Raw genomic sequence first — 24,946 nt, forward strand, 5'->3', positions numbered from 1 at the left:
TCTCCACGCGGCTCTCCCCTCACCCGTCCGGGCGCGCCGGATCCGACCCTTCCTCTGCTCCTATCTCGACCTGGCCCGGCAGGATCTGCGCAGGGACGTCCGCGTTCCCTCCCGTGGGTCAGCCCGACCCGCCGCGAGGCGGGAACGGGAAGGCGCCCACCGGCGTCCTAAATCTGGAGTGGCAAGAACACGCGGAGCGACTGATCGTCGAGGGGGCGACCACTCATGCAGCGCAGGCAGCACCCGTACGACGGCAAACGCACCGGCCGGCGCGAGCAGGTGCTGGTGACGGCGATGGCCGTGGTCGCGATCGTGGCCATCGTGACCGTGGTGGTGGGACCGTGGCGAGGAGAGGGCGACTTGAGCGACAGCACAACACCGGCAGAGCCCGACCTGCGGGTACCCCGGCCCCCGGGCATCGACACGTCCCAGGCGCACCTGATCGTCAGCCCGGGGGCGGTGCCGGCCGAGGGCGGTGAGGTGGCCGTGATCCTGGCCAACCCGACCACGGAACGCGTGGATTTCGGCGTGATGGGCAGGCTGCAGCGCTGGGACGGGGCAACGTGGCACGACCACCGTCAGCTCACCACCGGCCTGAGCCTCGATTCACCTCCTGGCGGCCTGCACAGCCTCCAGGAAGAGCTGATGGTTCCGGCCATCGCCCTCGGCGCCCCGGCGGGCAGTTTCGGCTCCCCGGTGTGGACGCGCATCGGTGACGTGAGCCCGGGCTGGTACCGCATCCAATTGGGTAACTCCTACGGCCTGATCGAGGTCGGCGGCACGCCCGAGCACCAGGTCCTGCGCTCCAGCACAGCCTTCGGGTTCGAGGGCGATCACGTGGTCGAGGCCGCGGAACCCGCCACGCTCAACCTGATGGTCGTGCCCCGGGGCCGCCTCGAAGGCGTCTTCGATCCGCAGGAGCAGGTGGGCGACCTCACCGGCGAGGCCCGGATCGAGCGGATGGACGAGGGCCGCTGGGTGGTGGTGCCCTCCGACACCCTGCGCACCCGCGACGACGAACCGCAGAACGGGCCCAACTTCGTGGTCGAACTGCCCGCCCTGGAGAAGGGCCTGTACCGGGTGAGCCGCGAGGCGACCGTGGCCGGCCGGGTCGAGTCGCTGTTCTGGGCGCTGCCGCTGTCCTGAGTCCTGCGCAGCTCGCGGCATATCCTGCCCTTGGCCCGGCGATCCTGGGCCTACGTCTGCGAGGAGAGGAACTTCATGCGCGAGCTCTACCCGGCGATCGAACCCCACGCCAGCGGTCTGATGGAGGTCGGGGACGGACACTCGGTCTTCTGGGAGGAGTGCGGCAACCCGCAGGGCAAGCCGGTCGTGTTCCTGCACGGTGGCCCGGGCGGCGGGGCCTCGGCCCGGCACCGGCGGCTGTTCGACCCGGCGAAGTACCGGATCCTGCTGCTGGACCAGCGTGGCTGTGGGCGCAGCCGGCCGCTGGCCAGCGATCCGGTGGTGGACATGAGCGCCAACACCACCTGGCACCTGGTCGCCGACCTGGAGCAGTTGCGGACCGAGCGCGGGATCGACAAGTGGCAGGTGTTCGGCGGGTCCTGGGGCTCGACGCTGGCGCTGGCCTACGCCCAGAAGCACCCCGAGCGGGTCAGCGAACTCGTGCTGCGGGGCATCTTCACCCTGCGCAAGAGCGAGATCACCTGGTTCTACGAGGGCCCCGCGGCGAGCATCGCCCCGGACACCTGGGCCGGTTTCCTCGGTGGGCTGCCGGAGGCGATGCGGGTGCCCGGCCAGCTGGTCGAGAACTACGCCAAGCTGTTGTTCGACGAGGACCCGGCCGTGCACCAGCCGGCCGCCGTCGCCTGGGCCACCTGGGAACTGGGCAACCTGACCGTGCAGCCGCGGCCCGACCTGATCGCGGTGGCGCAGGATGCGGTGGCCTCCACCGCGTTCGCCCGCATCGAGAACCACTACTTCCGCCACGACGGCTGGCTCACCCCCGGTCAGCTCATTGCCGACGCCCCGCGCCTGGCCGGCATCCCGACGGTGATCGTGCAGGGACGTTACGACATCTGCACGCCCGCGGTGACCGCCTGGGATCTGCACCAGGCGTTGCCGGAGGCGGAGTTCCACATCATTGAGGACGCCGGTCACGCCTTCGACGAGCCGGGGATCCTGGACGTCCTGGTCACCACCACCGACAAGTTCGCGGACCGATCATGAGCACGACCGGAACACCGGCGAGCACGCCGGCGAGTGCGCAGCTGCACCGGCTCGGCGAGCGCTGGTTCCGCACCCAGCACACGCTCGAGCCGTTCAACTCCACGATGCTGGGTCTGTCCGAGTTCGACCATCTGGCCGGTGATCCCAGCCGGGCGGCCGGTGAGCAGGCAGCCACCACGTTCGCCGGAATTCTCGGCGAGCTGGGCGATCTGGACACCGAAGAGCTTACGGACGATGAACGCGTCGATCGCGCGGCTCTCACCGAACTGGTGCGGGGCTCCCACGGAGATGCCACCCACGCGTTGTGGGCGGCGAGCACGTCGGCCGGTGGGTACGTATCCCGTCAGGGGCTGATCTTCCAGGCCGTTCCGGCGATGACGATCACCGACGAGGCCGGCGCCGAACGGTATCTGCAGCGCCTGCAGGGCATCCCGGCGGTGCTGGAGGCGCTGGCCGTGCGGGGCGCGGAAGAGGCTGCGCTGGGAAGGCCTTCTGCGCGGGTGGGTCTGGAGCAGGCGCTGGGGCAGATCACTGCGGCGTTGAAGGCGGACGAGGCGTCCGACTCGCTGCTGGCGCCGGCGCGTGGTTCGGCCGTTCTGGAGCAGGCGACGAAGGTGGTGCAGGAGCGGATCCGCCCCGCGCTGGAGCGGCTGGCCCAGGCGCATCGGGACCTGCTGGCCGGGGCGCGCGACGACGAGCACGTGGGCATCCGGTTCGTGGCGGGCGGCGAGGAGGGCTACGCCGATGCGGTGCGCCGCCACACCACCACCGAGCGCTCGGCGCAGGAGCTGCACGACCTGGGCCTACAGCTGATCGACGAGCTGCGCGGGCGCTGGGCCGAGATCGGTGGGCGGGCCTTCGGTCTGCGCGACCTGCCCTCGATCGCTGCGCGCCTGCGGGAGGATCCGGCGCTGCGGTACTCCTCGCCGGAGAACATGATCGAGCGGTGCCAGGCGGCTCTGGCCAAGGCCGAGGCGGCCGCGGGCCGGGCGTTCGACCTGGGTGAGATCCCGCCGTGCTCGATCGAGTCGATCAGCGGCGCCGACGCCGAGGGGGCCGCCACGGCCTACTACCGGCTGCCGGCGGTGGACGGTTCCCGTCCGGGCGTGTTCTTCCTGACCACCTCGGGTGCCACCGAGACCCCGGGGTACGACTGCGAGGCACTGACCTTCCACGAGGCGGTGCCAGGACATCACCTGCAGTTGTCCTCCCTGCAGCAGGCCCCCGTCCCCTACTGGCGGCGGTACATCGACATCGAACTGGGCGCGTACACCGAGGGCTGGGGTCTGTACGCCGAGCGGCTGGCCGAGGACCTGGACCTGTACTCGGACGACGTGCAGCGTCTGGGCATGCTCTCGTTGTCGGCGCTGCGCGCGGCCCGGCTGGTGGTGGACACCGGCATGCACGCCCTGGGCTGGTCACGGGCCCGGGCCGAGCAGTACATGCGGGAGAACACCACGGCCACGGAGCACGAGATCCGTTCCGAGGTGGTCCGTTACGTCGGCTGGCCCGGTCAGGCCCTGGGCTACGCCACCGGCCGGCAGGAGCTGCTGCGGCTCCGGGAGGCGTCCGGTCTGGACCTGACCGAGTTCCACCGCACGGTGCTGGGGCACGGTTCACTGCCGCTCACCGTGCTGGCCGGTCTTTTCGAGAACCGGAGCTGATCGCGGCGTCCACCGGTTGTTCCTCCCCGACAGGGGGTTCAGCCGGTGGACACGTAGCGGAACTCGGCGTTCTGGCCGAGAGCTCGCTGCAGGGCACGGTCCATCAGGAGCCTCAGGTTCTGGGCATTCTCGGCGTCCTGGTTCTCGTTGCCGGGAATCAGGCTCCGCACCATCACCACGGTGTTGCCCAGCCGGGCGAAGGCCACACCCTCGTTGTCGCCGCGCCAGTGATTGCGGACCGTGAAGAACGCCGGAACCTCCACGGCACCGGGGCCGTTCGATCCCGCGACGTCGACCGGCCGGACCGGACTGTCCCCGTCATCGCTGGGATCCGCCGCGCAGCCGGGCACTTCGTCCAGCATGGCCTGAAACACCTGCCGGGCCGGCGCCGGGCCGGCGTTCCAGGCGTACAGCTGCTCGTAGGCGCCCGGCGAGATCGCTGCCTCGGTGCGGTCGTACCACTCCTGTTCCCAGGCATGTTCCGGCTGGGGCCCGTCCGTGACCGCGGATCCCTCGTTCGTCGGGCAGACCCCGATCTCGACCCGCTGGCCGGACAGATCCACCGGCGTCGACTCGCCGGTGGCCCGCACCGCCTCGACCGGCAGGTCGATGAGGCTGAGCAGACTGCCGGGCCCCGGCGTCAGCATCACCTGGTCCGGCTCCACCGGCGGCCGGCTCGTTGCCCCGACCTTGGCGGGGGCGTCGCTGCGGGCGGTGAACAGCGGCGAAATCGTGGGGACGACAGCCAGGGCCGCCCCCACGATCAGCACGACCAGCAGGACGGCCCGGCGCTTCATCACGCCGGAACGCTGTCATGCTGCGGCGTTTGTGGCAATTCTGGCCTCTGGTCTACACGTGAGCGCCGAGCAGGCCCGCTTTCCGTAGCGCGGCCAGCCCCCGGGCGGCGTTGCTCCGGACCGTCGCGTGGGCCATGCCGAGGGTCTCGGCGATCTCGTGGTCGTTGAGACCCTCGTAGTAGCGCAGCACCAGCACGGCGCGGTGCTTGGGCCGGAGCGTGGCCAGCGCCTGCAGCAGGGCGTCGCGCTCGGCCAGGGCGCCGCTGGTGTCGTCGACCGGACGATCTCCGAGAACCGCGCTGTCGGTCGGTGACTCACGCTGGAAGCCGCGCCGCCAGAACGAGGTGGCGGCGTTGACCAGCATCCGGTTGACGTAGGCGGCCGGGTCGTCGGCCCGGCTGACCAGGTCCCACTTCAGCAGCACCTTGGCCAGCACGTCCTGCACCAGGTCCTCGGCGTCGGCGTTGGACCTGGTCAGGCCGCGGGCCACGGAGAGCATGCGCGGGCTGCGGGCCCGCACGAACTCCTCGAACCCGGGGGCCTTCTCCAGGGACGGTTCCTGCCAGGGGCGTCTCACTGCCCGTCACCCGTTCCGCTCTCGCTGCCCGGTACCGTCTCGCCCGGCTGACTCGTCGCACTCGGCTCGACCGAAGAGGTGGGCAGGTCGCCCTCCTCCTGCACCACGCCGTCGGGCACGGCCGGCTCCAGCCCGGACGGCGCCCCGTCTCCCGGCACCCGGCCGGTCAGGCGGTAGACAGCCGAGTCGAGCACCGACATCGCGCCGGTGTACGCCTCGTCCTCGTTGCCCTCGTAGTTCTGCGGGCCGCCGGTGGATGAGGGAACCGCGACCTCAACGGAGATCAGCGCGTCACCCCAGACCGCGAAGACCTTTGCCTGCGGGATGTTCTGGCCATCCTCGAAAGTTGCCGCCAGGTAGGGCACCACGATCTCCCGCGGTGAGGTGCGGTCGGTGGTGACGCTCAAGCCCTCCTGCCCGGGACCGGAGGTGCACTCCTTCAGCTGGGCGCGCAGGCCGTCGAGCACCGCAGCCGCCTGGTCCGGCTGACCGGGCCACTGGGCGATCTTTTCGGTGATCGCGTAGTTGGCCGGGGTGTTGCCCTCGTCCGAGAACCAGGTCTGCTCCCAGGCGTTGTCGGGGGCGACAGCGCCGAACGTGTCGTCCACGCACACCCCTCCGATCCACGGCTCCCCCGAGAGATCCTGCGGTTCGCCGTCGGCGCGCAGCCGTTCGGGGCCGACAATGCTCCAGTTCTTGTCGGAGATGTCACCCGTCTGCAGCAACGACGAACGGGTCACGTCCGGGATCGTGGTGTCCAGGGTCTGGGTGGTGCTGGGCGTGGGTGTCGGCCCGGCCGGAACCCCGTCACCTCCACCGCCCGTGGACCATGGGGAGACCGCCACCGCCACCGCGGTGAGGGCGGCCGCCGCGGTCACGGCACCGGAGGCTATGGCCTGACTCGTCCGGTGCTTCTTCTTCGCTCTGCGCTCGATCCCCCGCAGGTCGGGAGCGGGCCCGGTGCCCGCCTCCAGACCGTTCCGGAAGAGAGCGACCACCTGGGCGTCCCCCGCCCGCGGCTGGTCCAGGTCGAGGTCGGGCTGCTCGTCCCCGGCGCTGCCGCCGTCCTTTGCGTTCATGCCCCCAAGACGCGGCCACCGGCGTGAGTTGTGGCAACTTCTCCGATCTCGTTCAGCCGGATCTCAGAGAGCGCCCAGAACGGCCTGGATGCCGACCACCGCGGCGCCGCGCGCCCAGTCGGTGAAGCCGAGCGGCTCGGTGCTCACCTGCAGCGGGTCGTCGCCGGGGCGCAGCCGCGCGGCCAGCGTGGCGGTGGTGACCGGATCGGCGTACAGCGTGGCCACGTCCTCCCCGGCCAGCACGATCCGCTCGGTCTGCAGGCCGCCGGCCACCGTGGCGATCAGGTGCCCCAGCGCCCGGGCCGCCCCGGTGAACCAGTCCGGGTCCAACTGTGCCAACTGCTCGAAACTCACCGCCGAGCCCGACCGCCCGAGGCGCGCCGCCACGTCCGTACGGTCCAGATAGGCCGAGACGCACCCGTGGTGACCCTGCCTGCACACCGGGCCCGACGCGTCCAGGGGTGAGTGCGAGAGCAGGTGACCGTTGTCGATCAGGTGCTCCAGCACCTGCCCCTCACGCACCACTGCGTAGCCCAGCCCGGCTCCGACCGTGACCACCCCGAAGGTCGCGTGGGTGCGCCCGGCCCCGAACCACAACTGCTCGCGGGCCAGCCCGACCACGTCGTTGCTCAGCACCACCGGCAGGCCGCAGGCCTGCGTGAGCAGGGCTCCCAGGTCCACCCCGCGCCAGCCCAGGAAGACACCGTCACGCACCACCGAGCGTCCTTCGACCACCCCACCCACCGACACCCCGAGCCCGTCGACCCGGGTCACCGGGCGGCCCAGCCGGGTAACCAGCCCCCTGACCACCCGCACCGCCCCCGCGACCGGGACCACCCCGTCCTCTGGTTCTGGTAGTGCCTTACTGGCCGTGGCCAGAACGGTGCCCGCGAGATCGCAGAGCACCGCGTAGGCGGTGTCTCCGGTGAGTTTCACCCCCACCACGTGCCGGCTGCCGGGCACCGCGGTGAGGATCTGCCGGGGACGGCCGATGGCAGCACCGGTGGCACCGGTGGTACTGACGCCGCGGTCGGCGTGCTCGGTGACGATGCCCTGCTCGACCAGCAGCCGGGCCACCCGGGACAGCGACGCGTCGGACAACTGCAGCTCGCCCGCCAGGTCGGCGCGGGTGGAGGGCCCGTGCATCAGCAGGTAGCGGGTGACCGCCAGGGCCCGCGGGGTGAGGTGCCGTTCATCGCCAGACTTCACCGCGGCACCCTCGCATCCGGTTCGCACCCTTGTCGCCCGTATCGGGCCGAGTTACTTTCAATCAGCAAGAAAATATCAGTGCAGATCATGTGGAGATCACCGGGAGCAGCGTTGCTACCACGAAAAGATCATCCCCCACGCTCACGAGCCCATCCCGGCCGGGTCGCGACTCTGCTCGTCCTCGGCGGCCTGCTCGCGACGCTGCTGACCGGGTGCGCCGGCGACGACCGCACCACGATCACCTTCTTCCAGTTCAAACCCGAGGCCCAGGGCTATTTCCAGGACCTGGCGCGGCAGTTCGAGGCGCAGAACCCGGACGTGCGGGTGGTGGTGGACAACCCCGCCGACCCCGAGACCGCCCTGCGCACCCGTCTGGTCAAGGACAACGTGCCGGACGTGATGACGCTGAACGGCAACGGCACGTTCGGCGAGTTCGCCAGTGCCCGGATCTTCCGCGACTTCCGCGGCGACCCCGTCCTGGAGGAGGTGAACCCCTCGTACCTGGACGTGATCGGCAGCCTCGGCCAGGGTTCACGCGGCGAGGTCAACGGCCTTCCGTTCGCCGCCAACGCCAGCGGACTGCTCTACAACGTGGAGATGTTCGAGCAGTACGGCGTCGAGGTGCCCCAGACCTTCAGCGAACTGATCGCGGCCGCCCAGACGTTCCAGGACGAGGGCATCACCCCGTTCTACGGGATGCTGGCCGACGCCTGGACGCCGCAGTCGCCGCTGGCCCCGCTGTCGGCGCAGTTGCAGCCGGAGAACTTCTTCGAGGAACGGTTCGCCGGCCGCACCACCTTCGCGCAGGGCTGGGCCGAGACCGCCGACCGGCTCGGGCAACTGTTCCGGTTCACCCAGCCCGACCCGCTCTCCAAGGGGTACGAGGACGGCACCGCCGCCTTCGCCCGTGGCGAGTCGGCGATGCTGCTGCTGGGCAGCTACGCCGTACCCCAGATCCGGCTCGGAAAGCCCGAGTTCACGGTGGGCAGCATGGCCCTGCCGGCCACCGACGACCCGTCCCGCACCACCCTGGTCTCCGGCGTCGACGTGGTGCTGACCGCCAGCCGTGAGGGCGAGAACCCCGAGGTGGTGGATCGTTTCCTGCAGTTCCTGATGCAGGAGCCGGTGATGAGCGCCTACTGCCGGGCCCAGGTCGCGGTGCCTACCCTGGAAGGACTCACCAACGACGACCCGGCCCTGGCCGGAGTGCGTGACTACATCGAGGCGGGGCGGATCGTCGGGTTCACCGACCACCAGTTCATCCCGGCCATCCCGCTCGCCCCGCTGCTGCAGACCTTCCTGCTCGGCGGCGACGAGCAGACCTTCCTGCGGGACCTGGACTCGGACTGGGACAAGGTGGCCCAGCGGCGCACCTGGGGCCTGGGAACGGTGATCTCATGAAGACCCAGCGGGCTTTCTACCTCATGGTCGCCCCGGCCGTGGTGATCTTCTTCGTGTTCCACACCGTGCCGGTGATCCAGGGCGTCTTCTACAGTTTCACCGACTCCCCCGGCTACGGGCCGTTCGACCTGGTCGGATTCCGCAACTACGTGGCCCTGTTCACCGATTCCCGGGTGCTGCACGCCTACTGGTTCACGTTCCTCATCGCCGGGGTGGCCACCGTCGCGGTGAACATCGTCTCCCTGGCGATCGCGGTCGGCCTGAACGCGCGGATCAAGTGGCGCACCACCCTGCGCGGGGTCTACTTCGTGCCGAACATCCTGGCCATCCTGATCGTCGGCTACATCTTCAACTACCTGTTCTCCAACTCGCTGCCCGCCCTGGGCCAGAAGCTCGGTGTGGAGTGGCTCTCCACGTCGCTGCTGACCGACGCCTCCACCGCCTGGCTGGGCATCGTGGTCCTGGCCGTGTGGCAGGCCGCCGCATTCAACATCGTCATCTACATCGCCGGGCTGCAGACCGTGCCCGGCGACCTGTACGAGGCGGCCTCGATCGACGGGGCGGGCGCCTGGCGGCAGTTCCGCAGCATCACCTTCCCGATGATCGCCGGGTTCTTCACCATCAACATGGTGCTGTCGCTGAAGAGCTTCCTGCAGATCTTCGACCACATCGTGGCGCTGACCGGCGGCGGGCCCGGCACCGACACCGAGTCGGTGGCCCTGCTGATCTACAAGGGCGGCTTCCAGGGCGGCGAGTACGGTTACCAGAGCGCGAACTCGGTGATCTTCTTCGTCGTCATCGTCACCCTCTCGATCGTCCAGCTGCGATTCCTGCAGAAGAGGGAGATGAGCGTCTGATGGACACCCGAAGGGTCAACTGGTGGCTGACCGCCCTGCTGGCGGTGCTCGCCCTGACCGTCCTCGTGCCGCTGTACTTCGCCGTGGTCACCGCCCTGAAGACCCCGGACCAGCTGGGCGGCACCGGTTTCGGGCTGCCGCAGGAGGTGCGCTGGTCGAACTTCGCCGACGCCTGGCGGCTGACCGACTTCCCCACCACCGCCCTGAACAGCGCGCTGATCACCGTCGGGGCGGTGGTGGCGACCCTGCTGACCAACTCGATGGTGGCCTACGCGATCGCCCGCAACATGCACCGCCGCCTCTTCCGCGGCCTGTACTTCTACTTCGTCTCGGCGCTGTTCGTGCCCTTCCCGATCATCATGCTGCCGGTGGCCAAGCAGACCGCCCTGCTCCACCTGGACAACCGGCTCGGCCTGGTGGTGCTCTACGTGGTCTACGGGCTGGCGTTCAACATCTTCGTGTTCACCGCGTACATCAACTCCATCCCCCGCGAACTGGAGGAGGCCGCGGCGATCGACGGGGCCTCCACCTGGGGAACCTTCTGGCGGGTCATCTTCCCGCTGCTGGCCCCGATGAACGCCACCGTCGGCATCCTGACCTGTCTGTGGGCCTGGAACGACTTCCTGCTGCCGCTGGTCATCCTGTCCGACCCGGGCTCGGCCACCCTGCCGCTGGTGCAGTTCGTGTTCCAGAGCCAGTTCCAGACCAACTACCCGGTGGCCTTCGCCAGTTACCTGATGGCCATGGCCCCGCTGTTCGTGGTCTACGTCTTCGCCCAGCGCTGGGTGATCTCCGGAGTCACCCGGGGCGCGGTGAAGTGAGCCCTCGGCGAACGGTGGTCGAAGAGTGTCGGGGGCTTGGGGCAAGCTGTCCCCATGACCAGCAGCGCACCCCAGGCCCCCAAGCGCCCGACCACCCTGACCAAGCACGGAGACAACCGCACCGACGAGTGGTACTGGCTGCGGGAGAAGTCCGACCCCGAGGTGATCGCGCTGCTGGAGGCGGAGAACGAGCACCTCAAGGCCTACCTCGAGGGCACCGGGGCGCTGCAGGAGGAGCTGTTCGAGGAGTTCCGCTCGCGGATCCAGGAGACCGACCTGTCGGTGCCGGTGCGCAAGCACGGCTGGTGGTACTACAGCCGCACCGAGGAGGGCCGCCAGTACGGCATCAGCTGCCGCAAGGCCGACGTCGACGGCAAGCCGGCCGAAGAAGAGATCGTCCTGCTCGACCAGAACGAGGTGGCCGGCGACGCGGAGTTCTTCTCCCTGGGCGCCTTCTCGGTGGCCCCCACCGGCGAGCGGCTGGCCTACTCGACCGACCTCTCCGGCAGCGAGACGTTCACCCTGCGGGTGCGCGACCTGAACACGATGACCGACCTGGAAGACGTGATCGAAGACGTCTACTACGGCGCCACCTTCAACCGCGACGGCAGCGTGCTCTTCTACACCCGCCAGGACGAGGCCAAGCGCCCCTACCAGGTGTGGCGGCACGTGATCGGCACCCCGGCGGCCGAAGACGTCAAGGTCTTCCAGGAGGACGACGAGCGCTTCTTCGTCGGCGTCGGCGGTTCCAAGACCGAGGACTACCTGCTCATCGTCACCAGCAGCTCGCTGACCAGCGAGACCTGGATCCTGCCGGCCGGCGACCCGACCGGTGAGTTCCAGGTGGTCGAGCCGCGCCGGCAGGGGGTGGAGTACCACCTCTCGCACTACAAGGACGCCGAGCGCGACGAGTTCTACGTGACCACCAACGAGGACTCGCCCAACTTCAGGCTCATGGTCACGCCCGCCGCCACTCCCGGCCGCAAGCACTGGCAGGAGGTCATCGCGCACCGTCCCGACGTGAAGCTCGACGGGGTCGAGCCGATGGCCGGCTACCTGATCATGTCCGAGCGCGCCGAGGGCACCGCCCGGCTGGCCCTGTACGAACTGGCCACCGGCACGCACTCGGTGATGGAGCAGCCCGAGACGGTGTACACGGCCGGGGCCGGCGGCAACGCCGAGTTCGACACCCACGTGGTGCGCTACTCCTACACCTCGATGGTCACCCCGCGCTCGGTGTACGAGTACGACGTGCGCACCGGCGAGCGCACCCTGCTCAAGCAGCAGCCGGTGCTCGGCGGCTACGACCCCACGGCGTACACCACCGAGCGGGTGTGGGCCAAGGCCGCCGACGGTGTGGACGTGCCGGTCTCCCTGGTCTACCGCGCCGACCGGGCGAAAGACGGCGGCCCGGCGGTGCTGTACGGCTACGGCGCCTACGAGATGTCGACCGACCCGTACTTCTCCTCGTTCCGTCTGAGCCTGCTCGACCGCGGTTTCGTGTTCGCCATCGCGCACATCCGCGGCGGTGGTGACCTGGGCCGTCTCTGGTACGAGGACGGCAAGTTCGAGAAGAAGCCGAACACCTTCAGCGACTTCGTGGCCGCCGCCGAGCACCTGGTGGCCGAGGGCTACACCTCGCCGCAGACCCTGATCGCCCGCGGCGGCAGCGCCGGCGGCCTGCTGATGGGCGCGGTGACCAACCTGCGGCCCGACCTGTTCGCCGGGGTGATCGCCGAGGTGCCCTTCGTGGACACGCTGACCACGATGCTCGACCCGTCGCTGCCGCTGACCGTGCACGAGTACGAGGAGTGGGGCAACCCGGAGGAGGAGAAGTTCTACAACGTGATCAAGAGCTACTCCCCCTACGACAACGTGGTGCCCGCGGCCTACCCGGCCATGCTGGTCACGGCCGGCCTGAACGACCCCCGGGTGAGCTACTGGGAGCCGGCCAAGTGGGTGCAGCGGCTGCGTGAGGCCAACACCGGGCCCAACCAGATCGTCATGAAGATCGAGATGGGGGCCGGGCACGGCGGGCCCTCGGGGCGTTACGACGCCTGGAAGGACGAGGCCATGGTCTACGCCTGGATCCTGGAGCGGGCGCTGAAGAAGGGCTGACCTTCGTCAGGCGAACGCGGCCACGTTCCGGCGGGCCCAGTCGCCGAAGGTGCGGGGAGGGCGTCCGAGGATCTGCTCGACGGCCGGGCTGATCTGCTGTTCGGCGGCGGTCGGCCGGCCGAGGATGTCCAGGGTGCCCTCCACCACCGGTTCGGGCATGAAGGTCAGCAGCTGGGCCCGGGCCTGCTCGGGCGTCTGCTCCACGAACCGCACCGGCTCGCCCAGAGCCTCCGCCAGCGCCTGAGCGCGCTCGCGCGGAGTGCTCAGGGCGGGGCCGGTGAGTTCGTGAACAACGCCGGCGTGCCCGTCCTGGGTCAGGGCGGCGGCGGCCACCGCCGCGATGTCGTCCGGGTCGATCACCGGCAGCCCCACGTCCGCGAACGGCGCAGCCACCTCCCGACGGTCACGCACCGTCTGCGCCCAGGCGTAGGCGTTGGTGGCGAAGCCGCCCGGCCTCAAGATCGTCCAGTCCGTCGAAGCCGCGCGTACCGCGTCCTCCAATTTCCGCAGTGGTGCATGAGAAACCGATTGAGGACGGGTGCCCGCGGCTTGCGAGGAGAGCAGCACCACCCGTTCCACCCCACTTCTGCGAACGACAGCAGTGAGCTCGCCCGCGTCGACATGGGCGCCTGCGCCGGACACGAGCAGGAACAAGGCCTTGGCCCCACGTAACGGTGCCTCCAGCGCGCCGGGCCGGCCCAGATCGGCCCGGTGAGGGCGTACCCCGTCCGGCACCGGCGACTGTCCCCGGGAGACCGCGGTCACCTCCTCACCCAGCCCGGTCAGCGTCTGCACCAGCACCCGGCCCACATTGCCGGTAGCACCTGTCACCACGATCATTTCCAGCTCCGTCCCGTTCGGCGATGCACTGAACCTAACCGCCCCGGTACAGTACTCACCTAGGGGAAAGTGTTGCGGCGGAGGGGATCACGTGCAGACTTCACAACCCGGAACCTGGCCGGAGGCATCCGGCACCTGCCCGGTGGGGCCGGTGGTCGACGTCGTGCTGAGCCGCTGGACCACGCCGATCCTGTGGACGCTGAACTTCCGGGGCCGGCAGCGGTTCCTCGAACTCCAGCAGGGCATCCCCGGTATCTCACCGAAGGTCCTGACCGACAGCCTGCGCCGCCTCGAGCGCGACGGCCTGGTCTCCCGGGCCTACCACCGCGAGGTCCCGCCCCGCGTGGAGTACGAGATCACCGAGCTGGGTGCCACTCTCGCGCCGTTGTTCGCCCACCTCGCCACCTGGGGCACCGAGCACCTGGGGGCGGTGGAACAGGCCCGGCTGGCCTACGACGCGTCCTGAGAGGTGCCCCCTCAGGCGGTGGCTGAAGTGACTGGAGCAGTGAAGTGGTGCCGCACCCGCCAGCCCACGATCACCGCCGCTCCCACCGGGATCTCCAGCAGGAACGTGAAGAACCGGTAGAGCAGGGCTCCGGCCAGGGCCTTGGCCGGGTCCACGCCGGCCGCGGTCAGGCAGGTGAAGATGGTGAGCTCGGCCGCGCCCGCCCCACCGGGTGTGAGGGGCACGGTGGTGACCATGCGCTCGATCCCGACCACGGCCAGGATCAGCACGAACGGCTGGTTCACGCCCAGTCCGAGCAGGCACAGGTGCAGCAGCACGCCGAGCAGCACCATGTAGACCAGGCCGCTGAGCACCAGCTGCACCCAGGCCCGGCGCAACGCCGTGCCCATGTCCTCGCGCAGGGCGGTCAGCAGGGCCCCGAGCCGCCGCCCGGCCCAGGCCGCCGCCTGCCCCCGGGCCAGCAGCACGCAGATCACCACGAGCAGCGCGGCCGTGCCCACGCTCACCCACACCGGGGCCGAGCCGATCTGCGCGCCCGGGCCGTAGGTCATGAACCAGGCCAGCGACAGCGCCCCGAAGAGCACCCGCAGCAGCACGGTGTAGATCTGGTTGAGGGTGAAGTAGCTGGTCATCGCGCGGGCGCTGAAGCCCCACGACTTGATCATGGCCGCGCTCACCCCGAAGCTCAGCGCCCCGCCCAGCGGCAGGCTGTTGGCCACCGCGCTGCCGGCGAAGCACAGGCTCAGCGCCTTGCCCAGACTCAGGCCGGGCAGGCACGCGGTGACCTGGCCGGCCCGGGCGCAGTGCCCGGCCCACCAGAAGAACGTGAGGGCCGGCAGCCAGAGCATCTCCACACTCAGCAGGGTGTGCCCGGCCTCGCTCCAGCCCGCGCCCATCGCCGAGACGGTGCGCACCACGAACCAGATCATCACCGGGACCGACAGCACGAGCAGCGCGTTGCCGGCCAGGCGCCGGTACGCGACGGCGAACTCCCGCGGGTTCATGACCGAATCATGGGTAGCCGGCCCTGAACAGGGTGCTACGCAACGAGTTGAGGCAAGCCGAACTTCAGGCGAACGAGGCCCCTCAGCGTCGGTCCGACCCCGGCGCGTCCAGAGCGGCGGCGATCATGCGCAGCCCCTGCTGCTCGAACCGCTGGTTGCCGATCCGGTGCGCGAACACCGCCGTGCCGATGGCCTCGCGCACGCAGGCCCGCTGCCACGCCGCCTCATCACCGGGACGCTCGCCGTACCCCGCCAGGAAGGCCGCCTCGAACCGGGAGTCGGTACGGAACTGCTGGGCCGCCAGCCGGGTGAAGTCGCACCAAGCCGGCCGCAGCGCCGCGTGACCGAAATCGATCACCCGCACCACCCCGTCCTCAATCAGCCAGTCGCGCGGTTGCCAGTCGCCGTGCGTGGGAACCGATCTGACCGGCGGTGTCGGCCACGCGGCCACCAGCTCCCGCAGCCGGGACACGGTCGCGGCGGGGATACGGTGCGGCTGCTCCAGCCGCCACAACGTCTTCGCACGCGCCCGGGCCTCGTAGTCGTCGTCCTGAACGCCGGCCTGGGCGTGAAAGGCGGCGAGCAGCTCGCCGGCCTGGTGGTAGGTGTTCGCCCGGAACTCGGCGCCTGCTCCCTCCACCAGCACTCCCGGCAGGTAGCGCGTGACCAGGATCCTGGCGGCGGAATCGGCCCAGGCCAGAGCCGGGGCACGCCCCTGCGGGACCCATACGGACAGCCACTGCTCGTGCGCCCGGATCTCCTGGGCAACGCGCTCGTCGTCCCCGGCCTTCACGATGAACTTCCCGCGGTCGCCCTCCAGCTCCAGCACTCGTGTGCCGGCCGGCCCGCGGCTGTGGTCGTGGATCAGCTCGGCCCCCGGCAGCCACTCGGCCACCAGTTCGCGCTGCTGCGGCGTGAGCAGACCGAAGCCCGAAGTCATGCCCGGAGGATATGCCGGGTTCCCCCTTGGCCGGAGGACCGCGCCTTGCACGGTCTGATCGGCAAACTCAGGCATCTCGGATCGCTGCCCGCCGGGGCGAGCGCAATCATCGAGCCGTGTCTTCCCCACATTCCTCACCCGCCGCCTACTGGCCGGGCGGCCGGATCGTGGCGGCGGTGGCGATCACGGTTCTCGCCATCCTCCTGATCGTGCACTTCACCCGTGACGGGTCCGGCGGGCACCGGGCCGTCGACCACACGCCGGCCCTGGCCGGTCAGGGGCAGAGCACGGCGCGCCTGGTGGTGCACGGTGGCACCGATCGGCTGACGGTGATCGCAGCCGACCTCGGTGGTGACCTCGTGCAGGCGCAGACCCCCGACACACAGAGCGCGGTGCCGGTCCTGCGGGAGCAGGACCCCGAGACGGTGAGCGTCTCGACCGAAGCAGCCGACCAGGACGGCGGTGGCGGAGTCGATCTGGCGGTGAAACTGGCCCGGGACGTGCGGTGGCAGATCCAGATCGATGGCGGCTCGTCGGCCTTGACGCTCGACCTGCGAGAGGGGCGGGTGCAGAGCCTGGACGTGACGCAGGGCGTGGCGACCATCCAGGCCTACCTACCTCACCCGGACGGCGTGCTGCCCACCCGCATCAGCGGTGGAGCGAACAGCATCAGTCTGACCCTGCCCGCAAATGTTTCTGCGCAGGCGACCTTTTCGGGCGGCGGTGGGAGCGCCGACCTGGACGGGGTGCATCACGGCGGACTGGCCGCCGGCACTGTCCTCACCACACCCGAGCGTTCAGAGGATCGCCTCGAGGTGGATCTGGCGTCCGGAGTGGGCAGCTTCGGCCTGCGCCGCGAGGGCTGAGCACGCGGCTCTCACCACGGGCCAGGTCTTATTCACTTGGGTTGCCGTACATCGGTTTCCAGGCGGAGGCGCTGCAGGTACTGCAGCAGTTCGGGTTCCGGCCGGGGCGGGCTGTAGAGATATCCCTGCACGGTGTCGCAGCCGTAGCGCTGCAGAAGGTCGGCCTGCTGCGGGGTCTCTACCCCTTCGGCCACCACGGTCACGCCCAGGGCCTGCCCGAGGCCGATCACCGCCCGCACGACGGCCTCGCAGGTGCGGTCGCGGCCCAGGCCGGCCACGAAGGCAAGATCGATCTTGAGGACGTCCACGGGCAGCTCGGTCAGTCGGGTGAGGCTTGAGTAGCCGGTCCCCAGGTCGTCGATCGCGATCCGCACCCCCTGGTCGCGCAGGTCCTGCAGGTCCTGCAGCAGCGAGTGGGTCAGCCGGGGCATGTGGGTCTCGGTGAGTTCCAGTACCAGCCGCCCGGCCGGAAGGCCGTGCCGCTGCAGGGCCGCGACCACGTCGTGGTGCAGGTTGCCGGCCTCGAGCTGGCGGCCCGAGACGTTCACGTGCACCGCCGGGGCACCCGGGCCGAGCGCCTCGCTCCAGGCGGCGGCCATCCGGCACGACTCGGTGAGCACCCGGCGGCCCAGGCCGATCATCAGAGGGCTGTCCTCGACCACGTCGAGGAACTCGGCCGGGGACAGGGTGCCGCGGGTGGGGTGCTGCCAGCGCACCAGCGTCTCCACCGCCACCGGGTGCCCGCTGATCAGGTCGAGCACGGGCTGGCCGTGCAGGACGAACTCGTCCCGGTTCAGGGCGTCGCGCAGCTGCGGCAACAGGCGGGCGCGGACCTCGGCGTCGTCGTGGTGGGCGTACGCGCGGTTCTTGCCGGCCCGTTTGGCCTCGTACATCGCCGTGTCGGCATAGGCCAGGGCCTGTTCGGCCGCCTCCACCAGGTCTGTGCCGGGTCCGGCCGGGACCGCGTCGGCCAGATGGGTGCCGATGCTGACGGCCACGTCGAAGGTGCCCGCGGTGAGGACGACCGGCCGGCGCAGGCAGTGCAGCAGCCGCTCGGCCACAGCCTGCAGCCCGTCGCTGCCGTCGATGTCGGGGCAGACCACGGCGAACTCGTCGCCGCCGAGCCGGGCCAGGGTGTCGCCCGGGCGCAGGCAGGCGGTGAACCGCTCGGCGACCTGCCGCAGCAGCTCGTCGCCGGCGCTGTGCCCGGCTCTGTCGTTGACCGCCTTGAATCCGTCCAGGTCGCAGAACAGCACCCCGACCCGGGCCCCGCTGCGCCCGGCGCCGGCTAGTGCGTGTTCCAGACGGTCGTGCAGCAGGGTGCGGTTGGGCAGCCCGGTCAGCGCGTCGTGCAGGGCCTGGTAGCGCAGGGCCTCCTCGGCCACCTTGCGGGCGGTCACGTCCTCGATCAGGCACAGCAGCTGCCGCTCGCCCAGGTCGGCGGTCATGACGGTGGCCGAGAGCATCCCCCAGCGGGTGGAGCCGTCGGCGTGCTGGTAGCGCTTCTCCAGCTGCACCTCGGTCACCTCGCCGGTCACCAGCGGGTTCAGGGACAGACGGCACTGCGGCCGGTCGTCGGGGTGGGTCAGGTCGTGGAAGTCGCGGGTGAGCAGTTCCTGCTTGCTGAGTCCGGTGAAGGTGCACAGGGTGGAGTTGACCTGCAGGATCCTGCGGGCCTCGGCCCCGTCGAGACCCACGATGAGCATGCCGACCGGGGCGGTGTCGAAGGCGGCCCGGAAGCGTTTCTCCGAGGACTCCAGGCGCGCTCGCGCCGCTAGCTGCTCGCTGATGTCGGTGCCGACACCGATCGTGCCGATGCACTCGCCGTTGCTGTCGTGCAGCGGGCTCACCGTGAGCAGCACCTGCAGGCGCCGGCCGTCCTTGGTGATGTACGTCCAGCGCCGGGTCTCGGCCCGGCCCCTGCGGGCGGCCAGCACGAACACCTCGTAGCCGGGTTCGATCCCCAGCTCCCCGGCTCGGGCCACCACCTCGTCCTGGTCGTGGAAACGCTCGGGGGTCTCGCCGAGCATCTCTTCGGCGCTGTAGCCCAGCATGCGCTCGGCGCCCCGGTTGAACACCATGATCCCACCGTCGTGGTCGCAGCCGACAATGCACTGCTCGGTGGCCGCGTCCAGCACCCCGGCGAACAGGTCACGGGTGCTTGCGACCTCGGCGGCCGCGGCCCTCTCGGCGGTGACGTCCCGCATCGCCAGCACCGCGCCGCCGGCTCCGGGCATCGGATTGGCGGTGATGTTGAGCAGACGGCCCTGCAACTGGTCAGCGGTGCGGACGAGGACGTCCTCGTTCTGGACGTGCTCGCCCCGCAGGGCCCGCGCCAGAGGCCGTTCGTGCGCCGGCCACGGGCTGCCGTCCGGGGCCGAGAGAAGGAACCCCGCCCCGGCGGGGTCGCCCTCGCGGTTCGGGCCGGGCTGGTGGAAGAGCAGTTCCTGGGCGGCCCGGTTGCGGGTGATCACCGCACCGTGATCGTCGTAGACCGCCAGGCCCTCGCTGGTCGTGTCGAACACCGTGCGCAGCAGACGGGAGCCGGCCTGGGCCTCCTGGAACGACTGATGGACGGCGGAGTTCAGGCGGTGGTTCTCCTCGCGGTGCAGCAACAGCATCACCGTCAGCGAGGTCAGGACCAGCACCAGCAGTTGCACGTCGAGGATGCGCCAGGCCGGTGCCAGGCCGGTGAACGGGCCGGCGCCCTGACGGGTGAGCAGGATCAGGGCGAGGTCGTTGAGGGCCACCGTCGGCATGACCAGCGGGCCGGGGGCACGCAGTCCCAGCCAGACCGCCCAGGGCACCATGAGGAAGGTGAGGGGCACGTGCTGGAGGTGGTCGAGCCAGGCGAAGAAGCCCAGCGAGGCCGCCATGACGAGCACGAACTCGACCCGCCCGGACACCGGCGCGGGCACGACGCGCCGGTCCCCGATGCGCAACCAAAGCGCGGCCAGCACCACGGTGCCGGTGAAGTGACGCACGAACCAGCCCAGCAGCGCCGACCCGAACGCCCCCTCGACCAGCAGCATGGAGGTGGTACCGCCGATGAGCGCGCCGGTCCCCGCCCCCACCCCCGCAGCGATCAGTAGTGCCCACAGGTCGCGGGGCTGACGGAGCCGGAACCCGGCCGGCTGCAGACGCCGGTGGATCGCCCCGGCCACCACGGCCTGCACGAGACCCGCGACCGAGAACAGCAACCCGACCAGGGGCCGCTGCCCACTGATCAGCTGTGCGGTCACGGAGGTGGTCAGCAGCAGTGCGGCGCTGGTCCAGCGCAGCCGCGGCTGGTCCCACCACCGGGCCAGCCAGACGAAGCCCACCCCTGCGGCCGGCCAGACCACCGCGAGCGTCGAGCCGGGCAGGTGAGAGGCCCGGCCCAACACCACCGCGAGGGCGTACAGGAGCATGAAGCCCACGCTGACGGCCACCACTGACGAACGCCGCGGGGCGCTCTCCCGGTCGCGGTTCGGCAGCACACCAGGCGGCGGCAACGCAGCCGCGTCAGCGCGGCCCCGTTCGCGGTTGCCCATGTGTTCCCCTGCGGATCCGGCGGCTGGGACGTCTTCCAGCACGTCGTGACATCGGCAGGGCACCAACTCCACCCGAGCCCGACCGGGCGAGCGTCCCCCGATGGACCAGTGCCAGCCCGGCCGGGCACCTACTCTGGTTGCAGGAATTCCAGCCGGTTGCCGAACGGATCCGGTGCGTAGAAGCGGCGGTGACCGGGAAAATGCTCGTCCCAGCTGACCGGCACCCCGGCCCTCTGTAGGACCTCGGCCAGCTTGTCGATGTTCTGCACCAGGATGCCCGGATGGGCCTTCCGGGCGGCCACGAAGTCCGGCTCGACCCCCAGATGGATCTCCAGTGCATCAGCCCGCACCCACAACCCACCCCGTGCCGCCAGCACCGGTGGTTTCTGGACCTCCAGCATGCCCAGAACCTTCACGTAGAACTCACGGGCGGCGTCCTCGGACCCGGGAGGGATGGCCAATTGGACATGATGCAGGCGATAGCCGTAATCGGTTGCGTCGTCGCCCCCATCAACCCGCACCGAAACATCGTCAGCCATCGTCGCTCCCCTGAGACACTCGTCCATCATGAAGTTCTCGGCCGAGGTCACCGCACGAGATCACTGACCGCGGCCACCAGCGTGGCCGCGGCGGCCTCGGCGCTGCCCAGGTAGGCCCCCACCATCGCGCCGTCGCGCTGGGCCAGCCACCGTCGGGCCCCTTCGCGGGTGTTCTCCTGCCCGGAACGCTCGAGGGCAAGGGCCACCTCGTCCTCGAGCCAGGTGCGGTGGGCCGCCACCGCGACCCGCACCGGATGGTCCGCCGAGGGGAACTCCGCCGCCGCGTTGATGAACGGGCAGCCCCGGAAGCCGGGCGCCGACACCTCGGCCGCGATCCGTTCGGTCAACCGCAGCAGCCAGGCCGCCGCGTCGTCGGCGCCCTCTGGGACCGGGCCGGCGTACTCCCGCACCGCCGTGTCCAGGGCCTGCACGTAGGCGACCAGCAGAAGCTCTTTCGAGGGGAACTGACGGTAGAACGTGGCCCGGGTGACCCCCGCGTGCTCGACCACGCGGTCCACGCCGGTGGCACGCAGGCCCTCCTGGTAGAAGACCTCACCGGCGGCCCATAGCAGTCGTTCCCGGGCAGGAAGCCTGCGGCCCGTGACACTCATGACGTTCACCTTAAGTCCTGTCCTGACCGGCGTTGACGGTTCCGTCCGTTCTCTGATCTGATGAATGAGACAGACCGTTCTATTACCTAACGACGCCACGGGAGGCATCCTCATGCCGAGCATCTACACCGCCGTCGCGACGGCCAGCGGCGACGGCCGCAACGGCCACGCCCGTTCCTCCGACGGCGTTCTCGACGTCGAGCTGGCCACCCCGAAGGAGATGGGCGGCGCCGGCGGCGCGACCAACCCCGAGCAGCTGTTCGCGGCCGGTTACGCGGCCTGCTTCCACAGCGCCCTCAAGGGCGTGGCCCGCCAGGGCAAGGTGGAGATCCGCGACACCGCGGTGACCGCCGAGGTCGGCATCGGCGACAACGGCAAGGGCGGCTTCGGTCTCGAGGTCACCCTGGCGGTCGAGATCGGCGGGCTGGACCAGGCCGCCGCCGAGCAGCTGGTCGAGGCCGCCCACCAGGTGTGCCCCTACTCCAACGCCACCCGCGGCAACATCCCGGTCACCCTCGAGACCACCGTCGCCTGAGCGAGGAGCGCTCACCACCGGGACACAGCCGCTAACGTGTCGACGGACTTCAGCCCGACGACCGTGCGATCCCGGGAGTGCCGATGCCGGACACCACCTGCCACATGTCGATCTCGCTCGACGGCTTCGTCGCCGGGCCGCGCCAGAGCCGCGAGACCCCGCTCGGCGAACGGGGCGTGGAGCTGCACGGCTGGCACATCGGCGATCCCAGAGCCACCGAGGCAGACAAGATCGCGAACAGCTGGCTGATGCGTCCGCGCGGTGCCTACGTGATGGGCCGCAACATGTTCGGCCCCGTGCGCGGTGAGTGGGACGAGGACTGGCGCGGCTGGTGGGGCACCGAACCGCCCTACCACGCGCCGGTCTTCGTGCTCACCCACCACGCGCACGAGCCGATCGAGATGGCGGGCGGCACCACCTTCCACTTCGTCACCGAGGGTTTCGAGGCCGCCTACGCCCGGGCCGTCGAGGCCGCCCAGGGCCAGGGCGTGGACATCGCCGGCGGCGCCTCCACCGTGCGGCAGGCCCTGAACGCCGGCGTGATCGACGAACTCACCCTCGACATCGCCCCCACCCTGCTCGGCTCGGGCGAGCGAATGTTCGACGGGGTGGAGTCTTTCGGCTTCGAGCCGGTGGAAGTGCTGCACTCACCGCTGACCACGCACATCCGCTACCGCCGCGCGGACGGCTCGCGTCAGCAGGCGATCCAGTAGCGGCGCTTGAGACCGATGCTGGTCTGGCGCACGTCTTCCAGCACGCCGCCGTTGCGCTCGATCACTTTCCTGGATGCGAGGTTCCCCTCGTCGCAAGTCAGCAGCACCTTTTCCAGCCCGCGTTCCCGGGCCCGTCCGAGCACCTGACCCAGGGCCCAGGTGGCCAGGCCCTGGCCTCGGGCGGAAGGCCGGATGCTGTAACCGATCTGGCCGCCGGCGTGCAGGAGGAACCCGTTCAGGTAGTGACGTAGGTCGATGGCTCCCAGGTAGCGCTCGCCGTCGGTGATCCACCAGTGGGTGGCGTGCACCATTCCCTCCGCAGGCCGGCGCAGCTCGTCGGCCTGGGCGCAGAGGGCATGCACCCAGGCTGCGAACCCCTCGTCGGTGGACAGGTCGGTGACCGGGCGCAGGGGCGTTCCCTCCCGGACCACCTCGGCCGGCCACTCGTCCCGCGCCTCCCGCCAGCTCTCGGCCAGCCGGACCGTGGGCACGACCAGCTCGACCCGCCCCGGTTGCTGAGAGTTCATGGCGTTCATCCTACGTGGCGGGGGTGCGAGAACACCCAGGTCGGAGCGAAGATCACGACACGTCGAGCACCCATCTTCCCCGGCCTCCGGTCAGGGCGTCGGCGAAGTCGCGCCAGTCGGCCCGGTGGTCGATGGGTGCGCTCAACGTCCCGTCGGCCACCAGCGCGGCCAGCCAGGTCATGTCGGGGACGAGGTCCGGCTCGTCGGTGAGGTAGAACGACTGGATGGAGCGCTGGTTGCGCCCACCGTCACCGCCGAAGGCTCCGAACGGGAAGACGGTGTCCGCGACGACGGAGCGCCCGATCGACACCAGAGTCCCGCCGGGTGCCAGCTTGGCGTAGGCCTCGACCAGGTTCGCCCCGCCCACCATGTCGAGCACACCGTGCACGTACCCGGAGAGCTCGGCGGGACTGCGCACCACCTCGTCGGCCCCCGGAATCGATCCGCTGCGGGCCGTGGCCACCACGTGCGCGCCCGCCATCCGGGCGAGCTGCACGGCGTACCGCCCCACGGCCCCCGAGGCGCCGGAGATCATCACTTTGCGGCCGAGAACCGGCCCCAGCCGGTGCAGTCCGCGCAGTGCGCTGGTGGCGGCGACCGGCACCGTGCTCATCGCCCCGGGATCGCTGTCCGTAGGGACGACGACCAGGTCATCTGCTCGCGCGGCCCGCAACTGGGCCCATGCCCCCGACACACCCAACACCGCCACCGACGTCCCTGCTTGGGGGCCGCTGCCGTCTTCGGCAGCCCGCTCCACCACACCGGCGCACTCCCAGCCCGGAACCACCCCTTCGGCGAGGTCCGGCAGCCCGTGGCGCACCTCGCCGTGGTTCAGCGAGATCGCCCGCACCCTGATCAGGGCCTGGTCCGGGCCCGGCTGGGGGTCGGCCACCTCGCCCAGACGCAGTCCCTGCGCCGCGGTGCTGTCCTTCACCAGAGCAAGCATGCGAGCAATAGTGCCCCTGAGTGGCACTTGCCGACAAGGGGCACTTGAGCGGGTAGGGTCGGCGGCATGTCACTGCGCGAGCGGAAGAAGGCGCACACCCGCGAGGTGCTGGTCGGCACCGGGCTCGACCTGTTCACCCGGCGCGGGTTCGGCGCCGTCACCCTCGACGAACTGTGCGCTGCCACTGACACCTCCAAGCGCACCTTCTTCCGCTACTTCGCCAGCAAGGAAGACCTCGCCCTGGAACCGCTGCACTTCCTGTGGCGCCGGTTCCTGATCGACCTCGAGGCCGCGGAACCCCGCGACGTGCCCCTGCTGGAACTGTTGCGCGACACCCTCGAGCAGGCTCTGCGCACGATGCCGCAGCCTGAGTGGCAGGCCCAGGCGCTGGCCAGCCAGCAACTGATCGAAGCAGCCCCCTCGATCCGGGCCCACGGTCTGGAGTTCTGCGACAACACCACCCGGCAGAGCCTGGCCCTGCTGGCCGCCCGCTACGGGTTCGACCAGCCCACCGACCCGCGCCCCCGGCTGTGCCTGAACCTGCTGGTGGCAGCCTTCGACTGGGCCCGCGAGCAGTGGGCCGCCGAACCGGCCGCGGCCGACCTTGATCGCCTGATCGCCCTCGTCCACGTCGCAGTGGTCAGCCCGGACCTGCGCTGAGCATCCCCTTCGCTGAAAGATTTTCAGGGATTGCCGCCCTCTTCGGCAGCCTG

The 24,946-nt window shown here is 70.3% G+C and carries 24 protein-coding genes; 12 read left to right on the forward strand and 12 right to left on the reverse strand.

Annotation, left to right across the window (positions count from 1 at the left end):
• Window positions 1-225: 225 nt before the first annotated feature.
• The 3 genes from LWF15_RS18830 (at window position 226) to LWF15_RS18840 (ending at window position 3,854) form a co-directional block, all read left to right on the forward strand.
• The gene (locus LWF15_RS18830) at window positions 226-1,146 is read left to right on the forward strand and encodes a hypothetical protein (protein WP_232812152.1); all 921 of its coding nucleotides are present in this window, start codon (window positions 226-228) and stop codon (window positions 1,144-1,146) included.
• Window positions 1,147-1,221: 75 nt separating this feature from the next.
• A complete protein-coding gene (gene pip, locus LWF15_RS18835; RefSeq protein ID WP_232812153.1) occupies window positions 1,222-2,190 on the forward strand; it encodes a prolyl aminopeptidase in 969 nt (322 codons plus the stop codon).
• Window positions 2,187-3,854: a DUF885 domain-containing protein gene (locus LWF15_RS18840; protein ID WP_232812154.1), complete on the forward strand. Its 1,668-nt coding sequence runs from the start codon at window positions 2,187-2,189 to the stop codon at window positions 3,852-3,854. The genes pip and LWF15_RS18840 overlap by 4 nt, the downstream gene beginning before the upstream one ends.
• A gap of 38 nt (window positions 3,855-3,892) precedes the next feature.
• Here LWF15_RS18840 and LWF15_RS18845 read toward each other — a convergent pair whose 3' ends face one another.
• The 4 genes from LWF15_RS18845 to LWF15_RS18860 form a co-directional block, all read right to left on the reverse strand.
• On the reverse strand, window positions 3,893-4,654 hold the full coding sequence (locus LWF15_RS18845) for a hypothetical protein (protein ID WP_232812155.1): 762 nt from the start codon (window positions 4,652-4,654) through the stop codon (window positions 3,893-3,895).
• 49 nt (window positions 4,655-4,703) lie between these two features.
• Window positions 4,704-5,228 (reverse strand): SigE family RNA polymerase sigma factor, encoded by a 525-nt coding sequence (locus LWF15_RS18850; RefSeq protein WP_232812156.1) that lies wholly within the window; start codon window positions 5,226-5,228, stop codon window positions 4,704-4,706.
• On the reverse strand, window positions 5,225-6,307 hold the full coding sequence (locus LWF15_RS18855) for a hypothetical protein (protein WP_232812157.1): 1,083 nt from the start codon (window positions 6,305-6,307) through the stop codon (window positions 5,225-5,227). The genes LWF15_RS18850 and LWF15_RS18855 overlap by 4 nt, the downstream gene beginning before the upstream one ends.
• A gap of 63 nt (window positions 6,308-6,370) precedes the next feature.
• A complete protein-coding gene (locus LWF15_RS18860) occupies window positions 6,371-7,516 on the reverse strand; it encodes an ROK family transcriptional regulator (protein WP_232812158.1) in 1,146 nt (381 codons plus the stop codon).
• A gap of 111 nt (window positions 7,517-7,627) precedes the next feature.
• Here LWF15_RS18860 and LWF15_RS18865 point away from each other — a divergent pair, with 111 nt between their 5' ends.
• From LWF15_RS18865 to LWF15_RS18880, 4 genes are read left to right on the forward strand one after another with little or no spacing between them, the layout of a single operon-like run.
• On the forward strand, window positions 7,628-8,917 hold the full coding sequence (locus tag LWF15_RS18865; RefSeq protein WP_232812159.1) for an ABC transporter substrate-binding protein: 1,290 nt from the start codon (window positions 7,628-7,630) through the stop codon (window positions 8,915-8,917).
• The gene (locus LWF15_RS18870) at window positions 8,914-9,774 is read left to right on the forward strand and encodes a carbohydrate ABC transporter permease (protein WP_232812160.1); all 861 of its coding nucleotides are present in this window, start codon (window positions 8,914-8,916) and stop codon (window positions 9,772-9,774) included. Before LWF15_RS18865 ends, LWF15_RS18870 begins: the two co-directional genes overlap by 4 nt.
• Window positions 9,774-10,595: a carbohydrate ABC transporter permease gene (locus LWF15_RS18875; RefSeq protein WP_232812161.1), complete on the forward strand. Its 822-nt coding sequence runs from the start codon at window positions 9,774-9,776 to the stop codon at window positions 10,593-10,595. Before LWF15_RS18870 ends, LWF15_RS18875 begins: the two co-directional genes overlap by 1 nt.
• A 54-nt stretch (window positions 10,596-10,649) precedes the next feature.
• Window positions 10,650-12,713 (forward strand): S9 family peptidase, encoded by a 2,064-nt coding sequence (locus tag LWF15_RS18880; RefSeq protein WP_232812162.1) that lies wholly within the window; start codon window positions 10,650-10,652, stop codon window positions 12,711-12,713.
• Window positions 12,714-12,719: 6 nt separating this feature from the next.
• Here the strand turns inward: LWF15_RS18880 and LWF15_RS18885 are convergent, their stop codons facing one another.
• Window positions 12,720-13,553: an NAD(P)H-binding protein gene (locus tag LWF15_RS18885; RefSeq protein WP_232812163.1), complete on the reverse strand. Its 834-nt coding sequence runs from the start codon at window positions 13,551-13,553 to the stop codon at window positions 12,720-12,722.
• A 91-nt stretch (window positions 13,554-13,644) separates the two neighbouring features.
• Between LWF15_RS18885 and LWF15_RS18890 the strand changes: the two genes are divergently transcribed.
• Entirely contained in the window at window positions 13,645-14,019 is a 375-nt protein-coding gene (locus tag LWF15_RS18890; protein WP_232812164.1) for a winged helix-turn-helix transcriptional regulator, read from the forward strand.
• 11 nt (window positions 14,020-14,030) lie between these two features.
• On the opposite strand, the gene LWF15_RS18895 is transcribed toward LWF15_RS18890, so the two are convergent.
• A complete protein-coding gene (locus LWF15_RS18895) occupies window positions 14,031-15,023 on the reverse strand; it encodes a lysylphosphatidylglycerol synthase transmembrane domain-containing protein (protein ID WP_232812165.1) in 993 nt (330 codons plus the stop codon).
• Between the two features lie 82 nt (window positions 15,024-15,105).
• Window positions 15,106-15,963 carry an aminoglycoside phosphotransferase family protein gene (locus LWF15_RS18900; protein ID WP_232812166.1) on the reverse strand — a complete coding sequence of 286 codons (858 nt, stop codon included), beginning with the start codon at window positions 15,961-15,963 and terminating at the stop codon, window positions 15,106-15,108.
• A gap of 116 nt (window positions 15,964-16,079) precedes the next feature.
• Here LWF15_RS18900 and LWF15_RS18905 point away from each other — a divergent pair, with 116 nt between their 5' ends.
• Window positions 16,080-16,829 carry a hypothetical protein gene (locus LWF15_RS18905; protein ID WP_232812167.1) on the forward strand — a complete coding sequence of 250 codons (750 nt, stop codon included), beginning with the start codon at window positions 16,080-16,082 and terminating at the stop codon, window positions 16,827-16,829.
• Window positions 16,830-16,861: 32 nt separating this feature from the next.
• On the opposite strand, the gene LWF15_RS18910 is transcribed toward LWF15_RS18905, so the two are convergent.
• The 3 genes from LWF15_RS18910 to LWF15_RS18920 form a co-directional block, all read right to left on the reverse strand.
• On the reverse strand, window positions 16,862-20,362 hold the full coding sequence (locus tag LWF15_RS18910) for a bifunctional diguanylate cyclase/phosphodiesterase (RefSeq protein ID WP_232812168.1): 3,501 nt from the start codon (window positions 20,360-20,362) through the stop codon (window positions 16,862-16,864).
• Window positions 20,363-20,490: 128 nt separating this feature from the next.
• Window positions 20,491-20,901, reverse strand: coding sequence for a VOC family protein (locus LWF15_RS18915; protein WP_269810462.1), 411 nt, complete (start codon window positions 20,899-20,901; stop codon window positions 20,491-20,493).
• A gap of 47 nt (window positions 20,902-20,948) precedes the next feature.
• Complete coding sequence (locus LWF15_RS18920) at window positions 20,949-21,512, reverse strand: TetR/AcrR family transcriptional regulator (protein ID WP_232812170.1); 564 nt, start codon at window positions 21,510-21,512, stop codon at window positions 20,949-20,951.
• 112 nt (window positions 21,513-21,624) lie between these two features.
• Here LWF15_RS18920 and LWF15_RS18925 point away from each other — a divergent pair, with 112 nt between their 5' ends.
• Window positions 21,625-22,047 (forward strand): organic hydroperoxide resistance protein, encoded by a 423-nt coding sequence (locus tag LWF15_RS18925; protein WP_232812171.1) that lies wholly within the window; start codon window positions 21,625-21,627, stop codon window positions 22,045-22,047.
• 83 nt (window positions 22,048-22,130) lie between these two features.
• Complete coding sequence (locus LWF15_RS18930; protein WP_232812172.1) at window positions 22,131-22,760, forward strand: dihydrofolate reductase family protein; 630 nt, start codon at window positions 22,131-22,133, stop codon at window positions 22,758-22,760.
• Here the strand turns inward: LWF15_RS18930 and LWF15_RS18935 are convergent.
• A complete protein-coding gene (locus tag LWF15_RS18935; protein ID WP_232812173.1) occupies window positions 22,742-23,287 on the reverse strand; it encodes a GNAT family N-acetyltransferase in 546 nt (181 codons plus the stop codon). The two genes, LWF15_RS18930 and LWF15_RS18935, sit on opposite strands and share 19 nt — an antisense overlap.
• 52 nt (window positions 23,288-23,339) lie before the next feature.
• The gene (locus LWF15_RS18940; protein WP_232812174.1) at window positions 23,340-24,233 is read right to left on the reverse strand and encodes a zinc-binding dehydrogenase; all 894 of its coding nucleotides are present in this window, start codon (window positions 24,231-24,233) and stop codon (window positions 23,340-23,342) included.
• Window positions 24,234-24,299: 66 nt separating this feature from the next.
• On the opposite strand from LWF15_RS18940, the gene LWF15_RS18945 reads away from it, so the two are divergent.
• Window positions 24,300-24,893, forward strand: coding sequence for a TetR/AcrR family transcriptional regulator (locus tag LWF15_RS18945; protein WP_232812175.1), 594 nt, complete (start codon window positions 24,300-24,302; stop codon window positions 24,891-24,893).
• Window positions 24,894-24,946: the final 53 nt, after the last annotated feature.

The organism is Kineosporia rhizophila (genome assembly GCF_021277265.1).
Classification (GTDB): Bacteria; Actinomycetota; Actinomycetes; order Actinomycetales; family Kineosporiaceae; genus Kineosporia; species Kineosporia rhizophila.

Bases quoted from the DNA above. Each gene is read 5' to 3' on its own strand.
- LWF15_RS18830 (WP_232812152.1), top strand. From the start codon at position 226: ATGCAGCGCAGGCAGCACCCGTACGACGGCAAACGCACCGGCCGGCGC.
- pip (WP_232812153.1), top strand. From the start codon at position 1,222: ATGCGCGAGCTCTACCCGGCGATCGAACCCCACGCCAGCGGTCTGATG.
- LWF15_RS18840 (WP_232812154.1), top strand. From the start codon at position 2,187: ATGAGCACGACCGGAACACCGGCGAGCACGCCGGCGAGTGCGCAGCTG.
- LWF15_RS18855 (WP_232812157.1), bottom strand. From the start codon at position 6,307: ATGAACGCAAAGGACGGCGGCAGCGCCGGGGACGAGCAGCCCGACCTC.
- LWF15_RS18870 (WP_232812160.1), top strand. From the start codon at position 8,914: ATGAAGACCCAGCGGGCTTTCTACCTCATGGTCGCCCCGGCCGTGGTG.
- LWF15_RS18875 (WP_232812161.1), top strand. From the start codon at position 9,774: ATGGACACCCGAAGGGTCAACTGGTGGCTGACCGCCCTGCTGGCGGTG.
- LWF15_RS18880 (WP_232812162.1), top strand. From the start codon at position 10,650: ATGACCAGCAGCGCACCCCAGGCCCCCAAGCGCCCGACCACCCTGACC.
- LWF15_RS18885 (WP_232812163.1), bottom strand. From the start codon at position 13,553: ATGATCGTGGTGACAGGTGCTACCGGCAATGTGGGCCGGGTGCTGGTG.
- LWF15_RS18895 (WP_232812165.1), bottom strand. From the start codon at position 15,023: ATGAACCCGCGGGAGTTCGCCGTCGCGTACCGGCGCCTGGCCGGCAAC.
- LWF15_RS18900 (WP_232812166.1), bottom strand. From the start codon at position 15,963: ATGACTTCGGGCTTCGGTCTGCTCACGCCGCAGCAGCGCGAACTGGTG.
- LWF15_RS18910 (WP_232812168.1), bottom strand. From the start codon at position 20,362: ATGGGCAACCGCGAACGGGGCCGCGCTGACGCGGCTGCGTTGCCGCCG.
- LWF15_RS18915 (WP_269810462.1), bottom strand. From the start codon at position 20,901: ATGGCTGACGATGTTTCGGTGCGGGTTGATGGGGGCGACGACGCAACC.
- LWF15_RS18920 (WP_232812170.1), bottom strand. From the start codon at position 21,512: ATGAGTGTCACGGGCCGCAGGCTTCCTGCCCGGGAACGACTGCTATGG.
- LWF15_RS18925 (WP_232812171.1), top strand. From the start codon at position 21,625: ATGCCGAGCATCTACACCGCCGTCGCGACGGCCAGCGGCGACGGCCGC.
- LWF15_RS18930 (WP_232812172.1), top strand. From the start codon at position 22,131: ATGCCGGACACCACCTGCCACATGTCGATCTCGCTCGACGGCTTCGTC.
- LWF15_RS18935 (WP_232812173.1), bottom strand. From the start codon at position 23,287: ATGAACTCTCAGCAACCGGGGCGGGTCGAGCTGGTCGTGCCCACGGTC.
- LWF15_RS18940 (WP_232812174.1), bottom strand. From the start codon at position 24,233: ATGCTTGCTCTGGTGAAGGACAGCACCGCGGCGCAGGGACTGCGTCTG.
- LWF15_RS18945 (WP_232812175.1), top strand. From the start codon at position 24,300: ATGTCACTGCGCGAGCGGAAGAAGGCGCACACCCGCGAGGTGCTGGTC.